14 protein-coding genes are annotated in these 14,258 nt (G+C 65.0%); 5 read left to right on the top strand and 9 right to left on the bottom strand.

Annotated features, from left to right (window positions below; translation table 11 throughout):
• Positions 1-68: 68 nt before the first annotated feature.
• The 7 genes from mnhG to DFR49_RS00350 form a co-directional block, all read right to left on the bottom strand.
• A complete protein-coding gene (gene mnhG / locus DFR49_RS00380) occupies positions 69-452 on the bottom strand; it encodes a monovalent cation/H(+) antiporter subunit G (RefSeq protein WP_211325777.1) in 384 nt (127 codons plus the stop codon).
• The gene (locus DFR49_RS00375; RefSeq protein WP_119034087.1) at positions 449-730 is read right to left on the bottom strand and encodes a K+/H+ antiporter subunit F; all 282 of its coding nucleotides are present in this window, start codon (positions 728-730) and stop codon (positions 449-451) included. The genes mnhG and DFR49_RS00375 overlap by 4 nt, the downstream gene beginning before the upstream one ends.
• Entirely contained in the window at positions 727-1,209 is a 483-nt protein-coding gene (locus DFR49_RS00370; protein ID WP_119034086.1) for a Na+/H+ antiporter subunit E, read from the bottom strand. Before DFR49_RS00370 ends, DFR49_RS00375 begins: the two co-directional genes overlap by 4 nt.
• A complete protein-coding gene (locus DFR49_RS00365) occupies positions 1,206-2,828 on the bottom strand; it encodes a monovalent cation/H+ antiporter subunit D (RefSeq protein ID WP_119034085.1) in 1,623 nt (540 codons plus the stop codon). The genes DFR49_RS00370 and DFR49_RS00365 overlap by 4 nt, the downstream gene beginning before the upstream one ends.
• Positions 2,825-3,166, bottom strand: coding sequence for a Na+/H+ antiporter subunit C (locus tag DFR49_RS00360; protein WP_119034084.1), 342 nt, complete (start codon positions 3,164-3,166; stop codon positions 2,825-2,827). The genes DFR49_RS00365 and DFR49_RS00360 overlap by 4 nt, the downstream gene beginning before the upstream one ends.
• Positions 3,166-6,081: a monovalent cation/H+ antiporter subunit A gene (locus DFR49_RS00355; protein WP_119034083.1), complete on the bottom strand. Its 2,916-nt coding sequence runs from the start codon at positions 6,079-6,081 to the stop codon at positions 3,166-3,168. Before DFR49_RS00355 ends, DFR49_RS00360 begins: the two co-directional genes overlap by 1 nt.
• Before the next feature lie 159 nt (positions 6,082-6,240).
• Positions 6,241-7,131 (bottom strand): universal stress protein, encoded by an 891-nt coding sequence (locus DFR49_RS00350; RefSeq protein ID WP_170150878.1) that lies wholly within the window; start codon positions 7,129-7,131, stop codon positions 6,241-6,243.
• A gap of 276 nt (positions 7,132-7,407) precedes the next feature.
• Here DFR49_RS00350 and DFR49_RS00345 point away from each other — a divergent pair, with 276 nt between their 5' ends.
• The 5 genes from DFR49_RS00345 (at position 7,408) to DFR49_RS00325 (ending at position 10,523) form a co-directional block, all read left to right on the top strand.
• Positions 7,408-8,286 (top strand): pirin family protein, encoded by an 879-nt coding sequence (locus tag DFR49_RS00345; protein ID WP_119034081.1) that lies wholly within the window; start codon positions 7,408-7,410, stop codon positions 8,284-8,286.
• A 105-nt stretch (positions 8,287-8,391) separates the two neighbouring features.
• On the top strand, positions 8,392-8,730 hold the full coding sequence (locus DFR49_RS00340; RefSeq protein ID WP_119035187.1) for a GNAT family N-acetyltransferase: 339 nt from the start codon (positions 8,392-8,394) through the stop codon (positions 8,728-8,730).
• A complete protein-coding gene (locus DFR49_RS00335; RefSeq protein WP_170150877.1) occupies positions 8,727-9,287 on the top strand; it encodes an NADPH-dependent FMN reductase in 561 nt (186 codons plus the stop codon). Before DFR49_RS00340 ends, DFR49_RS00335 begins: the two co-directional genes overlap by 4 nt.
• The gene (locus DFR49_RS00330; protein WP_245968172.1) at positions 9,247-9,735 is read left to right on the top strand and encodes an OsmC family protein; all 489 of its coding nucleotides are present in this window, start codon (positions 9,247-9,249) and stop codon (positions 9,733-9,735) included. The genes DFR49_RS00335 and DFR49_RS00330 overlap by 41 nt, the downstream gene beginning before the upstream one ends.
• Before the next feature lie 32 nt (positions 9,736-9,767).
• A complete protein-coding gene (locus DFR49_RS00325; RefSeq protein WP_119034079.1) occupies positions 9,768-10,523 on the top strand; it encodes a FadR/GntR family transcriptional regulator in 756 nt (251 codons plus the stop codon).
• A 12-nt stretch (positions 10,524-10,535) separates the two neighbouring features.
• Here DFR49_RS00325 and DFR49_RS00320 read toward each other — a convergent pair whose 3' ends face one another.
• Together DFR49_RS00320 and DFR49_RS00315 are read right to left on the bottom strand one after the other, a co-directional pair.
• Positions 10,536-11,663 carry an iron-containing alcohol dehydrogenase gene (locus DFR49_RS00320; protein WP_119034078.1) on the bottom strand — a complete coding sequence of 376 codons (1,128 nt, stop codon included), beginning with the start codon at positions 11,661-11,663 and terminating at the stop codon, positions 10,536-10,538.
• Positions 11,660-14,065, bottom strand: a complete 2,406-nt coding sequence (locus tag DFR49_RS00315; protein WP_119034077.1) for an SUMF1/EgtB/PvdO family nonheme iron enzyme — start codon at positions 14,063-14,065, stop codon at positions 11,660-11,662. The genes DFR49_RS00320 and DFR49_RS00315 overlap by 4 nt, the downstream gene beginning before the upstream one ends.
• Between the last annotated feature and the right edge of the window lie 193 nt (positions 14,066-14,258).

Here is a 14,258-nt window from a genome sequence, read left to right as displayed (position 1 = left end):
AGAATATCGGGGCGAGTCATGACGCGTCCGATAGCCGCACGATCGCCATCGCTCCACCCACTACGTCATCAGGTCGGCGAGCCATCGTCGTCGACGGCCGCGGTCGCGATCCTGTCGTCCGGGACATTTTCCGAACCCTCGATCCGGTCGCGATACAAGGCCGCGCGCGCGAGCAACATCAGCGTGATCGGCGTCGTCAGCGTCACGAAGATCGCGATCAGGATCTCGTGGACCATCGGGCGGGCGTGGAGCGTCGAAAAGCAGATCATCGAGGCGATGAGGATGCACGCCGTGCCCAGCGTCGTCCCGAGCGTGGGTGGATGAATGCGCTCGTAGAAATTACCCATCCGAAGCAACCCCAGCGCGCCGACAAGCGTGATCGACGCGCCGAGAAGCACGAAAAAGCCCACCGCGATCGCGGCCCATAGCGGCAGATCGGGCGCCTGGATCATTCGATCACCTCGCCGCGCATCAGGAACTTGGCGAGCGCCACCGTGCCCGCGAAGCCGAGCAAAGCGATCACGAGCGCCCCTTCGAAAAAGAGCGTGCGGCCCGTCTGGATGCCATAAGTGAGAAAGAGCAGCATCCCGGCGATGTAGAGGCTGTCCATGCCCAGCACCCGATCTTGCGCGCGCGGGCCGCGTAAGATGCGGAAAGCCGCGCAGCCCATCGCGAGCGCCAGCAATATCTGCGCGCCGGTGATGGCAAGGGCGAGCACGAGCGTGGTCATACGAAAATTTCCAGCAACAACCGTTCGTAGCGATCGCTAATCAGCGCGATCCATGCCTCGTCGTCGACCAGATCGAGCACATGGATCAACACCACATGGCGCCGCGCGTCATGCTGCACCCACAAGGTTCCCGGCGTCGCGGTGATGATGATCGCGAGCACCGCCAGCGCATAGGGGCTGCGCAGCTCGGTGGGGAATTCGATGAATCCCGACCGTTGCTCGGCCGGCCGGAACAGCACGATCCTAGCAACCGCGATATTCGATCGCACGATATCGGCGACGACAAGCGCGGCCAGCTTGACGATCGCCGAGCCGAACCGGATTCGCACCGGTTCCGGCCCTAGCATCAGCATGACCCGCGAGACGAGCAGCGCGACCACGGCCCCCAACAACACATGGCCGGGCGAAAAGCCGGTCAGCAGCACCCACATGACGAACAGGGCCGCGGCGAGCAGTGGAAAAGGCACGAGCCGCGTCATGGCCCGGCCTCGCCCGCGCGCGGCGCGTGCCGCACCGCCTCGATATACGCCGATCGATCGCCCAGCGCGACGGCGGTGGTTTCCATGTAGAGGAAGATCGGCCCGGCGCAGACCATCAGCGCAAGGCAGGCGGCGAGCAGCAACCCGATCGGCGCGACTTCGATCACGCTCAACCGCGGGGGGCTATCCTCGGCCGGGGTCCACAACAGATCGATGCCGGCGCGCGTCAGGCCGATCAGTGTGGCGAGGCCCGAACAGATGATGATCGCGATCAGCAGCCAACTCGTCGGCGTGATGACCGCGGGGCCGAACAACGCATCGATGATGGCGAACTTGGCGATGAAGCCGGACAGCGGCGGCAGGCCGGAGAGCAACAGCGTGCAGAAGATGAAGCCGCCGCCCAGAATCGCGATCGTCCCCGGAATGACGATGCCGGTCTCGTCCTCATCCTCCTCGAGCGCGCCGGTATATTCGTCGTCGAACACCGGTTCGAGGATGCGGGGGGTCTTGTCCTCTTCCTCCACATTGCGCCCGACCGGCTCGATGATGAGATACAGCGCCCCCACCGCGAGCGTCGAGCTGACGAGATAGAACAACAAGGCCGCCGTCACCGCGTGCCCGCCGATGCCGATCGCGGCCAGCAGCGTCCCCGACGAGACCAGGATGTAATGGCCCGCGATCCTGGAGAGCGTGCGCGCCGAGAGGATCCCGATCGTGCCGTACACCATCGTCGCAAGCCCTGCCCAGATCAGCCAGCTATCGGCAAAGCCCGCCACGCCGCCCGATGCGTTCCCGAACAGCAGCGAGGTGAGCCGCAGGATGACGTAGATGCCCACCTTGGTCATGATCGCGAACAGTGCCGCCACCGGCGGGGCCGCCGCCGCATAGGTTCGCGACAGCCAGAAACTGAGCGGCCAGATGCCCGATTTGACGAGGAAGGCGGTGCCCAGGATCGCGGCGCCGCCTTGCAGGATGGCGAGGTCTTCGGATGGAACCTCGGGGATACGCTCGGCCAGATCGGCCATGTTGAGCGTGCCGGTGGCGGCATAGATCATCGCCACGCCGATCAGGAACAGCAGCGAGGTCGCGATATTGATCGCGATATAGTGCAGGCTTGCGCTCGTGCGCTCGATTCCCGAACCATGCAGGACGAGGCCGTAGGACGCCGCCAGCAGCACCTCGAAGAACACGAACAGGTTGAAGATGTCGCCGGTCAGGAACGCGCCGTTGATGCCGGCCAGCAGCAGCAGGAACAAGACGTGGAAGCGCGGCCCCGATCGATCCCATCGCGCGATGGCATAGAACAGCGCCGTGAAGCCGAGCACGCTGGTGAGCAGCAGCATCAGCACCGACAGCCGATCGGCGACCAGCACGATCCCGAACGGTGCCGGCCAGTTGCCGAGCAGATAGGCACGCGGCGCCGACGCGGCGTCCAGCCCGAAACCGTCGGTCACCAGCCACAGCAGCATGACGGCGATGCCGACGAGCGCGGCCACCGTCGCCAGGCTGACCAGCCGCTTCAAGGTGCGCCGGCGTTCGTCGAAGGCGAGCAGCAACCCGCTGACCGCCAGCGGCAGCAGGATCGGCGCGACGATCAGATGCTGCATCCAGCCGCTCACGGATCGCTCTCCTCGCCGTCGACATGGTCGGTGCCGGTGAGGCCGCGCGATGCGAGCAGGACGACGAGCAGCAGCGCGGTGGTCGCGAACGAGATGACGATCGCGGTGAGGACCAGCGCCTGCGGCACCGGATCGGCATATAAAGCGGGGTCCGCGGCGCCCTTCCCCACGATCGGCGGCGCATCGGTGCGCAGCCGCCCCGCCGCGAGGATGAACAGATTGACCGCATAGGACAACAGCGACAGCCCCAGGATGACCTGGAAGGTCCGCGGGCGGAACAGCAGCCACAGCCCCGATGCCGTGAGGATGCCGATGGCGAGCGCGAGCACGATCTCCATCAGTCTGCCCCCTCGCCGACGTCTTGCGACGGTTTCGCCGCGCGGGGCGATCGAATCGACTGGTGCGCCAAAGCGACGAGGATGAGCGCGGTCGTCCCGACCACCACCGCGAACACGCCGATATCGAACAGCAACGCGCTCGCCATCGGGATCGCGCCGATGATCGGCAGATCGAGATAGCGGAAATGCGTCGATAGGAACGGATAGCCGAACAGCCAGGCCGCCATCCCCGTGGCGGTCGCACAAAGCAGCCCGGCGCTGATCCATTGCACCGGTTGCACGGTGAGGCGCATTTCGACCGAGCGCGTCCCGCTGGCCATATAGAGCACGATGATCGCGATCGAGGCGGTCACGCCCGCGGCGAAGCCGCCCCCCGGAAGATCGTGTCCGCGCACCAGAAAATAGAGCGCGCACGTCAGGATCACCGGGAACAGCCATTCCATCAGCACGCGGGGGACGAGGAGGTAATGCCGAACCGTGTCGCCGCGGTCGCGGTCTTCGCGGGCATCGTCGAACGCGTTCTGCTGGCGTTGCTGCTCGGGCAGTTCGATGCTTTCGGCCGCGGGACGGAACCGTCGGAGCAATGTGAACACCGTCAGCGCCACGATCGCGAGCACGGTGATCTCACCATAGGTATCGAAGGCCCGGAAATCGACCAGGATGACGTTGACGACATTGGTGCCGCCGCCGCCCGAATAGGCGTGCTCGACGAAATAGCGCGACAGGCCGTGCGGCGCGTCGCGGGTCATCATCGCATAGGCGATCGCGGCGATGCCGCCGCCGCCTGCCAGCGCGAGCAACAGGTCTCCGCCGCGCCGGAAATAGACCGTGAACGGCATATGCGCCTCGGGCCATCTGTCCGGGAGCCGCTTGGGAAGCCAGCGCAGGCCGAGCAGCAGCAGAACGAGTGTCACGATTTCCACCAGCAACTGGGTCAGCGCCAGATCGGGCGCCGACAGCCAGGCGAAGCTGAGGCAGGTGACGAGACCGCAGACACCGATCAGCACCAGCGCGGCGAGACGGTGAAATTTCGCCTGCCACGCCGCGCCGATCGCACTTGCGCCCGCCAGCATCCAGAGGATGGCGAACCCCGGATCGACGAGCGTATCGGGCCGCGGCCCCCGGCTATAGCCAACGTTGAGGAAAGGCAGGACGCCGACGATGATCGCCGTGACCACCAGCAGGCGCAACTGGACCTGCAATCGCTTTGTCCCCGAAATCCGATGCACGACGCGCGCGCCGTCGATGATCGCCGCCAGCACGATTTCGAACGTCCGCCGTCCCTTGAAATGGCCGATGATCGGCGATTGCGAGAAACCGTTCAGGCGCGCGCCGAACAGGAGATAGAGCCCCGTTCCGCCGACCAGCGCGGTGACGCTCATCAGCAGCGGCAGGCTGAACCCGTGCCAGATGGCGAGGCTGTAGGTCGGTGTCCTGCCCCCCAACACGGATTGCACGGCGGTCGCGAGGAAGGGGCCGATCGTCAACGCCGGAATGATGCCGACCAGCAGGCAGATCAGCACGAGAATCTCGATCGGGAAGCGCATCCAGCGCGGCGCCTCACGCGGCTCGTGCGGAAGCTCCACGGGGGGCGGGCCGAGAAACGTCTGATGGATGAAACGTACCGAATAGAGCACGCTGAACACGCTCGCCAGCGTCGCCAGAACGGGCAATATGCTGTCGAGCACGGTGCCGCTATGCGTCTCCAGCGCCTCGGCGAGGAACATCTCCTTCGACAGAAAGCCGTTGAGCAGCGGCACGCCGGCCATCGCGGCGGCCGCCACCATCGCCAGCGTGGCCGTGATCGGCATGAACCGGGCAAGACCGCTCAGCTTGCGCAGGTCGCGCGTGCCGGTTTCGTGGTCGATGATGCCCGCGGCCATGAACAGCGAGGCCTTGAAGGTCGCGTGGTTGACGGTGTGGAAGATCGCCGCCACCGCCGCCAACGGGCTGCCCAGCCCGAGCAGCAGCGTGATGAGCCCGAGATGGCTGATCGTCGAATAGGCGAGCAGCCCTTTCAGATCCTGCTGGAAGATCGCCGCCCATGCCCCGATCAGCAACGTGACGAGGCCGGTGGTGGTGACGATCAGATACCAGCTCTCGGTGCCCGCGAGCACCGGCCAGAGCAGGATGAGCACATAGATGCCCGCTTTCACCATCGTCGCCGAATGGAGATAGGCCGATACCGGCGTCGGCGCCGCCATCGCGTGCGGCAGCCAGAAATGAAACGGGAATTGCGCGCTTTTGGTGAAGGCGCCGATCAGGATGAGGATCAACGCCGGCAGATAAAGGGCATGACCGCGGATCAGGTCGCCGGCGTCCAGCACCCGATCCACGTCGTAGCTGCCGACGATGTGGCCGAGCAGCACGAAGCCGACGAGCAGGCACACGCCGCCGAACGCAGTCACGACGAGCGCCATCCGCGCGCCGTCGCGCGCGCTCTGGTTGTGATGCCAATAGCCGATCAGCAGGAACGAAAAGAGGCTCGTCATCTCCCAGAAGAAGGCGATCTGGATGAGGTTGCCCGACAGCACCATGCCGAGCATCGAGCCCATGAAAGCCATCAGAAACGCGAAGAAGCGCGACACGGGATCGTCCGACGACAGGTAATAGCGCGCGTAAAGGACAACGAGCCCACCGATCCCGAGGATGAGGATCGAGAACAGCCACGAAAATCCGTTGAGCCGCAGCGTCAGATCGAGCCCGAGCGTGGACAGCCAGGGAATGACGAGGCGCACGGCGCGCCCCGATGCCAGCACCGGATAGAAGCCGGCCGCGAGAACGAGCCCCACCAGCGCGACGGCGCCGGCCAGCAATGCTGCCCTGTTTCGCCCTCGCGTGGGCAGAAACGCCGCGCCCAGACTACCCAGAAAAGGGAGCGCGAGAATGATCAGCAGCAATCGCGCGTCCGTCATGGGCGGGTGCGTGGCTCCTTACTCCAGGTGCTTTGCCAAGAAGGTCGGTCTTCTATGATAGAAATCGGCCCGGCCGGGCAAGCACCGAATATCGATAATCACCTGCATGAAGACCGGCGGCCGGATCGCGCGCCGCGTCGGCCGACCCTTCGGGCAGCCTCAGCTTTCCTCTTCCCTGTGGCGTACGATCAGCAGATCGCCTTCCAGCGATTCAACCAGGCGTTTTGCGGTGCTGCCGATCAGCGCGTCGAATACCGCGCCGCGGCCGTGGCTGCCGATCACCGTCAGGTCCATATGCTGGTCCTCGACGAAATCATCGAGCAGCGCTTCGGGTGAGCCGTGCTCGATCTCGACGTTGATCCGCGCTCTGAGCGCCGGATCGATACGCTCGTCACCCAGAACCCGCGCGGCGACGTCGCTCTCCATCGCCTGCAATTCTCTGCTGAAATCGCGATCGGTGACGAAACCGGCGAACGGGATGTCATAGGCGTGGAACAAGGTCAGGCTGCTTTCGGGGAAGATGGCGGCGGTCCTGAGCAAGGCCTGGAACGAGGCTTCCGAAAAATCGGTCGCGACGGTGATGCGGCGATAGGGCCGCGCGCCGCGATCCTGCACCATCAGCACCGGTGACGGCGAGCCCCGGACGAGGCGGATGATGGTGCTGCCCCATAGCATCCGCTCGATCGATTCCTGCCGCGCCGCGCCGGTGACGATCAGGTCGCATTCCTCGCGTGCGGCGATTTCCACGAGCTTCTCGGCCGGTTCGCCCTCCTCGAGGATGAAGCGCATATTTGCCATGTCGCCCGCGAGATCGCGCCGGATGCGCCATCGCATCCGTTCGAGGGGATCGTGAATTCTGCGCCACCGGCGACGCGACCGATCGACATGGAATTGGGGCGTATGCGCCGGATCGACGATATGCGCCGCGACCAGTTCGGCGTCCCATTCGGAAGCGAGCTGGCTGGCGCGATCGAGCGCGCGATCGCAGCGCGAGGTCAGATCCGTCGCGAGCAGGATCCGCCGGGGCTTCGCGATCGCCGTTACGGTCAAAGAAAATCCCTCACTGATGGTTTGAAACAAGAACGTTCGGATGCCTGCGGCAACAATGCCATCCGCGCCCTCAGAAACAAACCGGGATTTTGCAGGCGGGGACATGGTGCCGATCCCATGCCAGGCTTTGATGGTCGCACGCGAACAGTTCGCGTGCGACCGGCCCCTTTCCACAAAGCGGCCGGGCCGAATAATATCCCCTCAAACGGCCCGCACGCCGTTACGATACCGATCGTCGGATCGTCGATTTCAGAAAGCAAGGGAGCCGCCGGGAACATGACTATCGAACGCACCATCGACAAGCGCGAACGTGATCTGGGCGGCGGCTTCGTCGTCGGGCGGGTGCTGCCCTTCCACGCGCGCCGGATGGTCGGGCCGTTCATCTTCTTCGATCACCTGGGGCCGCTGGAACTGGCGCCGGGCATCCCGCGCGCCCTCGATGTGCGCCCCCACCCGCATATCGGTCTTTCGACCGTGACCTACCTTTATTCGGGCCGGATCACCCATCGCGACAGCCTCGGCTTCGAACAGGAAATCCGCCCCGGCGAGGTCAACTGGATGGTCGCGGGCAGCGGTATCACGCATAGCGAACGGCTTGAATATGCGCGTGTTCACGGGGCGAACATGCACGGCATACAGGCCTGGGTGGCGCTGCCCACCGACGCCGAGGAAAGCGATCCCAGCTTCCACCACCACGAAGGGGCCGATCTGCCCGAATGGCACGAACAGGGCATCAAGGGCCGTTTGATCGCGGGCGCGGCCGACGGCCTTTCATCGACGGTGAAGGTTCATTCGCCGCTATTCTACCAACATTGGGAGATGCAGCCCGGCGCGCGCCGCAGCGTCACCACTGCCTATCCCGAACGCGCGGTCTATTGCGCGGCCGGCGAGATCGACATTGGCGGCACGGTGTTGGGCGCAGGCCAGATGGCGGTGCTGAACGGCCGCGACAGCGCCGATGTCGTCGCGAACCGGCCCTCCACGGTGATGGTGCTGGGCGGCGAACCGATCGGCGAGCGCTTCCTGCTGTGGAATTTCGTCTCCTCCAGCAAGGAACGTCTCGAACAGGCAAGAGAGGACTGGAAGGCCGGACGCATGAAACTGCCCGATGCCGACCATGCCGAATTCATCCCGTTTCCAGAGGCAGTAAAATAGGCGCGGGCGGCTCCCCGCCGATAGTGGCGGCGTGCCGCTGCAGAATATCGTAGATATTCGGGAATGTCGGAAAACGCCGATAACCAGATCAGGAAAGGTGCAGCGATGGCCGATGTAACGATCACCCGGGAAGACGATGGCCGCCACGGCCGCTACGTGGCGCGGATCGCCGGGATAGACGATGAGGCCGAACTGACCTTCACCCATCGCGGCCCCGGCCTCGTCAGCGCGGATCACACCGGCGCCCCGGAGAGTATGAGAGGTACGGGCGCGGCGGCGGCGCTGGTCGACTTTCTCATCGCCGATGCGCGGCACGGCGGCTTCCGCATCATCCCGCTGTGCCCCTATGTCCGCGCGCGATACGAAAAACATCCGGACTGGCAGGACGTGATGACCGTCGGCCCCGGCGAGAAGCCGAGCATCCCCGTCAGGCCGCGGGCGTGATCCGCCTGCTCGGCATTTCGGGCAGCCTGCGCGCGGGCTCGTTCAACACCGCTCTGTTGCGCAACGCCGCCGAGTTGCTGCCGCAGGGCGTGTCGCTCGATATCCGCACGCTGCATGGCATCCCGCTTTACGACGCCGACGCGGAGGCGGCGCATGGCCCGCCCGAGGCGGTGGTCGATCTCAAAGACGCGATCGCCTCGGCCGACGGCGTGATTTTCGCGACGCCCGAATATAACAACGGGATACCCGGCGTGTTCAAGAACGCGATCGATTGGGCGTCGCGCCCGCCGGGCGATATCGCGCGGGTGTTCGGCGGGCGCCACATCGCGATCCTGGGCGCATCGCCGGGCGGGTTCGGCACCGTGCTCGCGCAAAATCACTGGTTGCCGGTGCTGCGCACATTGGGCGCGACCCTGTGGACCGGCGGCCGCATGCTCGTCCCGCGCGCCTCCGGGGTGTTCGATACGACGGGCGCGATCAGCGACCCCGCCGTCCGCGACCAGCTCCAGGTGTTTCTTGCCGGCTACGCCGCCTTCCTCCGACAAAAGGACGATTGAACCGATGGTGCAAAAAACCGTGGCAAACATTTCCGATGCGCAGGGCAGCCCGCTCGCCGTCGCCATCGAGGTATCGGGCCATCATGTCTTCGGGGACGAGCCCGTGGCACAGGGCGGAAAGAATCTCGGGCCGACGCCTTACGATCTCCTCACCGCGGCGCTGGGCGAATGTACCGCCATCACCATTCGCTGGTATGCGATGCGCGAAGGCTGGCCCGTTGAGCATGTCGACGTCCAGGTGCGTCACGGCAAAAAGCTGGAGGCCGGCTCGAACCAGATGATCGACGAGTTTCACAAGACGATCTCGATCGTCGCCCCTGATCTATCCGAAGCGCAACGCCAGAAACTCTTCGACGTCGCCGGGAAATGCCCGATTCACAAAACCTTGACCGGGACGATCAGGATCGAAACGGATCACGGGCAAGCGAACAACCGAGGCACCAGTTGACAAGTCGGGGGCAACTTGGCCAAGCTGTCAATATGGCGAACATCGATACCGTCGCTCGTCCCTCCCCTGCGGACGAGTTCACACCGCCGCGCCCCGTTACCCTCGCCGAGCGCGTATACGATCAATTGGCGGGGCTGATCGCCGAGAATCATTACGGACCGTCAGGCAAGCTGCCGAGCGAACATGAACTCGCCAGGACTTTCGATGTCTCGCGGCCGGTGGTGCGCGACGCATTGCGCCGGTTGCGCACCGCGGGCGTCATCTATTCGCGCCAGGGCGCCGGAAGCTTCGTCGTCGGCACGCCGGCGGAGAAAACCAGCCTTGCCTTTCGTCCTGCCGAAACGATCGCCGACGTCCAACGCTGCTACGAATTCCGGGAGACGATCGAGACGATCGCCGTCGCACTCGCCGCAAACCGCCGCAACCAGGCGATCCTTGATCAGCTCGAGGCGATCGTCAGGCGATTCCAGCGCGCGACGGCGAGCAACACCCATTCGGAGGAACTCGATTTCGAGTTTCATCTCACGATCGCGCGAGCATCGAACAATCAGTATTTCCCGACGGTGATGATGGCGCTTCGCGAACAGATCGCCGCCGGCATGCGGCTGCATGGGCTCGCGCTCATGAGCCCTACCGGGCGGCTCGAGCAGAGCACCGAGGAGCATATCGCGATCCTCGATGCGATCCGCCGGCAGGATTCAGCGGCCGCCACCGAGCGGATGCGGCTGCATATCCGCAACTCACGCGACCGTCTGTTCGGCGGGGGTCTGCTCGACCTCAGCATGTAACCCGCAAGGGCGCTACAACGCGGCCTGGTAGAGCCGCTCGATGTCATCGCGGGTCAGCACGCGCGGATTGTTGTCGAGCAGGCGCCTGATCCCGAACGCTTCTTCGGCCATTTTGGGCACCGCGTCGGCGCCAATGCCACGGCGCGACAGTCGCATCTCGATCCCGAGATCGGCGCAGAACCGGTAAGCGGCCTCGAACACCGTGTTGTCGCCGACCGTGCCCCAACCGAGCGCGCGGCAGATTTCGTGCGTTCGCGCCGCCCGGTCCCGCACGTTGAATGCCAGCATGTGCGGAAAAACGATCGCATTCGCCGCACCGTGCCCGATCCCATGTTGCGTGCTCAGCGGATACGCCACCGCATGCCCGCCGGCGGTGTTGACCGGCCCGAGGCAATACCCCCCATAGAGCGATGCGAGTGCCATTCCGGCGCGCGCCTCGAGGTCGTCGCCATGCGCCACGGCGCGGGAAAGATAGCGCCCGACGAGGCGAATGCCTTCGCGTGCATAATGGTCGATCAGGGGATGCGCCTTCACGTTGGTGAAAGCCTCGACGCAATGCGCCAGCGCATCGACACCGGTTTCGGCGGTGACCGCGGGAGGCAGGGAGGCCGTCATCAACGGATCGAGCACCGCGACATCGGCGAGAAGGTGGCGACTTTCCACCGCGATTTTTGCGTGTGTCGCGCTGTTGGTTATCAGTGCGCGCGTGCCGGCTTCGCTACCGGTCCCCGCAGTGGTCGCGACCTGTGCGAGGCGGACGCGGCGCGATGGCGCGCGATCCGGCCCCGCGATATCCATAAGGCTCAGCGCGGTGCCGTGGAGCACCGCGACGACCTTGGCGAGGTCCATCGCGCTGCCCCCACCAAAGCCCACGATGAGTTCGGGCTCGGCCTCCATCGCCATTGCCCGCGCCGCGGCGAGGGTCGCATCGTCCGGCTCACGGGTAATGGCGTCGAACACCGTGACATCACCCGCCAGACCCAGCACCTCGACGCGGGTCGCATTGAAAGGATCGGCGATGACGAGCGTGCGCCTCGCCTGCTCGGCGGCGGCGTAGCGCCCGATCTCGGCGGTGCTGCCGGTGCCGAAATGGAGTAACGTCGGGCGTTCGAGAGTGATCGGGGTCGTGAGGTCGGTCACGGATGCACCCCTTTCGTCTGCGCTCCGATGATTTCGCCGCCGGCAGGCGCCCCTTCGTGGAACGTGGTCGAGGTCAGAAGCCTGCCCTCCGGATCCCAGGTCATGGCCTCGCCATCGGCATTGGTGCCGTTCCAATGCGAGATCGCGCGGCGCTTGCCGTTGGCCCACCAGCGTTTCCACGTCGAGCGCCCGTCGGCCGCGTAATCGCGTTCGGAGATCAACACGCCCGTGCGATCGAATCGCTTCTCGACCCCGGTCTTGCGTCCAAGCGTGTAATCGGCCTCCCACGCCGGTTTTCCGTCGGGATAGAACCAGCGTTGTGGCCCGTCGAACACGAAGGCGCCGTTATCGGCGCGTCCCCCGCTCCAGGTGCCCCGCAGCGCGCCGTCCGAATAGCGTTCGGTGAAACTCTTACGCGGACCGGTGAGGGCCGTGATGGACGATGTTTCCAATGCCTCATCGGACGAGGCAGAGGCTTCGGGCGCATCGAGCCAGGCTTCATTGAACGCCAGCGTCACGATCGGATGCGTCATCGTCGTAACGACGTGGATGACGCCATCCGGGGCTTGCGCCATCGCGGCATAGCCAAGCGTCCCGCCCTTCATTCGTGCCGCGGCTGCCGGGTCCTGATGCGGATTGACGCCCGGCAATCGCTTGAAGCGCCATGTTTTTCCGTCATCGTTCGAAACGGCGGCATACGATCCGCGCTTGCCCGGCAAGGGGCCGACGCCGTCATTCTTGCTCACATAGTCGCCGATCATCAGCAACCGCCCGCTTGCAAGCCGCAGCACCGCCGGGCGCTGGTTCGATCCGAGCGGCGGAAACGGCGTCTTGGATTTCACATAGGTCTTGCCGCCGTCGTGTGAGGTCGCAAGCGGCATGAAGCCGTCGATATCGGTGTTCTTGCCGCCATAGCCCAGCAGCCGGCCGTCCTTGCCTTCGACGAACGTGGTGTGGCGGCCGAAGGTGCGGCCGCCGGTATCGTACCAGGTCATGCCGCTATCGTCCGACGCCCATAGCAGCGCCTCATTTCCACTACCGAGGCCGGTCTTCGGATCACGCCCGCCATCGCTTGCGAGCAGCAACCTCCCGCGCCGGTCGCGGAATGCGGTGTTGATCGGCTGGCGGGTATGGCCGCCAACAGACCCTATGACCTTGGGATAGAGAATCGGCGACCAGGTTGCGCCGCTGTCAGCGGTCACGATCTGCTGGAATGGAAAGCCCTGCGGACCAACCTCCTGCCCGCCAAGAAAGGGGGAGCCCCAGAAAAAGCGCACGTCGGCGCCGTCGCGAACAAGCAGCGGCGCATGATCGTTGACGCCGACGATATCCACGAACGCAGACGGCGGATCCCATTGATCGGCGCCGTGACGCAAACGCGTGGCGATGATCGAAGTGCCCGCCTCATATTCGCTGTAGCTGGTGTAGATCGTGATCAACACATCGCCGTTGGGCATCACCGCGACGCCCGGGCTGTGATGATGATTGCGCAGGCGGGCATCCCAGCCCGAGGCATCGATCGCGGTGCTGTGGCTGTCATCGGGCGGCGTCGGGAGGAAGGTGCGTTTGCGGAAATAGGGCTTGCTCGGATCCGGCCCCATTGCCGCGGTCGACAGGTCCTGGCGGACGCCGAGAGCGTTGAGGGGCGGCGTCGGAGGGATCGGTTGCCCGGCCGGATCAGGCCCCTCGACCAGCCGGATGCCGATGGTGTGCAAGCCTCCGCCGTTCGGTGCATCGGCGAACGGGGCGAAGCTCGGAGGCAGCGCGAGCCGCGCCTCGGCCCGATGATAATCGATCTCGAGCATGCTCCAATCATGGTCGGGATCGTGGGAGATCGGGCCGCCGCGCACGACCTTGAGCATGCCCGACGCCGCACCGACCGGATCCGTCCTGGGGCTCGGGGCATAAGGCCCGAACCAGTCGCTGGTCCATTCCAGCGGCCCCGATTCAAGACCCTGAATGGCACCATATCGCCCCGGATCGGCGGTCTTGAGCTTCGCGACATATTCCCATTCGGCTTCGGTCGGCAGCCGATAATGACGGCCGGTTTTCCGTGACAGCCAGGCGGCATAATCCTCGGCGTCCTTCCAACTCACGCCCGCAACATAGGGTGTAAGCTCGGTGGTCACGACCGCGTCGGGGCGGAAGGCGCGATATTCCGCGAGGGTGACTTCGTGTGTGGCGATGCGGAAGCCCCGGCTAATCGTCACTTGGTGCTGCGGGCGCTCGTTGAACCAGTCGCGCGAGGGCAGGTCGGCGCCGGCCCCCATCGCGAAACTACCTGCCGGAATCGCCACCATCTCCGGCTCGGCCGTCGGCGCAGGCGATGCTCCGACGGCGCTTGGCATCACGATCACCGCGATCGCCGCACCAATCGTCGCCGCCTCTGCGAATCGAGTCATGTCGCCCCTCCCCTGGAAAGTTGTCTGGTCATGACCGTCCCACTTGTTATAACTGTTTGTCAACTCGATTTCCCGCGCACCGCTCCAAGAGGTGTTATGCGAAAAAGAGCCATAATCTAAGATATTGCGTGCTCCTATGAGTCACCTCGAGATCATGCCCGACGCTGGAGACGGGATGTATGTTGACAGGTAT

The sequence above is a fragment of the Hephaestia caeni genome (assembly GCF_003550065.1).
In the GTDB taxonomy this organism is placed as follows: Bacteria; Pseudomonadota; Alphaproteobacteria; order Sphingomonadales; family Sphingomonadaceae; genus Sphingomonas; species Sphingomonas caeni_A.
Note: the sequence above shows the minus strand (reverse complement) of the source record. Positions and strands in the feature narration are given on the sequence as shown.

Excerpts from the sequence above, each read along its gene's own strand:
- mnhG (WP_211325777.1), bottom strand. The coding sequence starts at position 452 with ATGATCCAGGCGCCCGATCTGCCGCTATGGGCCGCGATCGCGGTGGGC.
- DFR49_RS00315 (WP_119034077.1), bottom strand. The coding sequence starts at position 14,065 with ATGACTCGATTCGCAGAGGCGGCGACGATTGGTGCGGCGATCGCGGTG.
- DFR49_RS00345 (WP_119034081.1), top strand. The coding sequence starts at position 7,408 with ATGACTATCGAACGCACCATCGACAAGCGCGAACGTGATCTGGGCGGC.
- DFR49_RS00340 (WP_119035187.1), top strand. The coding sequence starts at position 8,392 with ATGGCCGATGTAACGATCACCCGGGAAGACGATGGCCGCCACGGCCGC.
- DFR49_RS00355 (WP_119034083.1), bottom strand. The coding sequence starts at position 6,081 with ATGACGGACGCGCGATTGCTGCTGATCATTCTCGCGCTCCCTTTTCTG.
- DFR49_RS00360 (WP_119034084.1), bottom strand. The coding sequence starts at position 3,166 with ATGGAGATCGTGCTCGCGCTCGCCATCGGCATCCTCACGGCATCGGGG.
- DFR49_RS00375 (WP_119034087.1), bottom strand. The coding sequence starts at position 730 with ATGACCACGCTCGTGCTCGCCCTTGCCATCACCGGCGCGCAGATATTG.
- DFR49_RS00325 (WP_119034079.1), top strand. The coding sequence starts at position 9,768 with ATGGCGAACATCGATACCGTCGCTCGTCCCTCCCCTGCGGACGAGTTC.
- DFR49_RS00370 (WP_119034086.1), bottom strand. The coding sequence starts at position 1,209 with ATGACGCGGCTCGTGCCTTTTCCACTGCTCGCCGCGGCCCTGTTCGTC.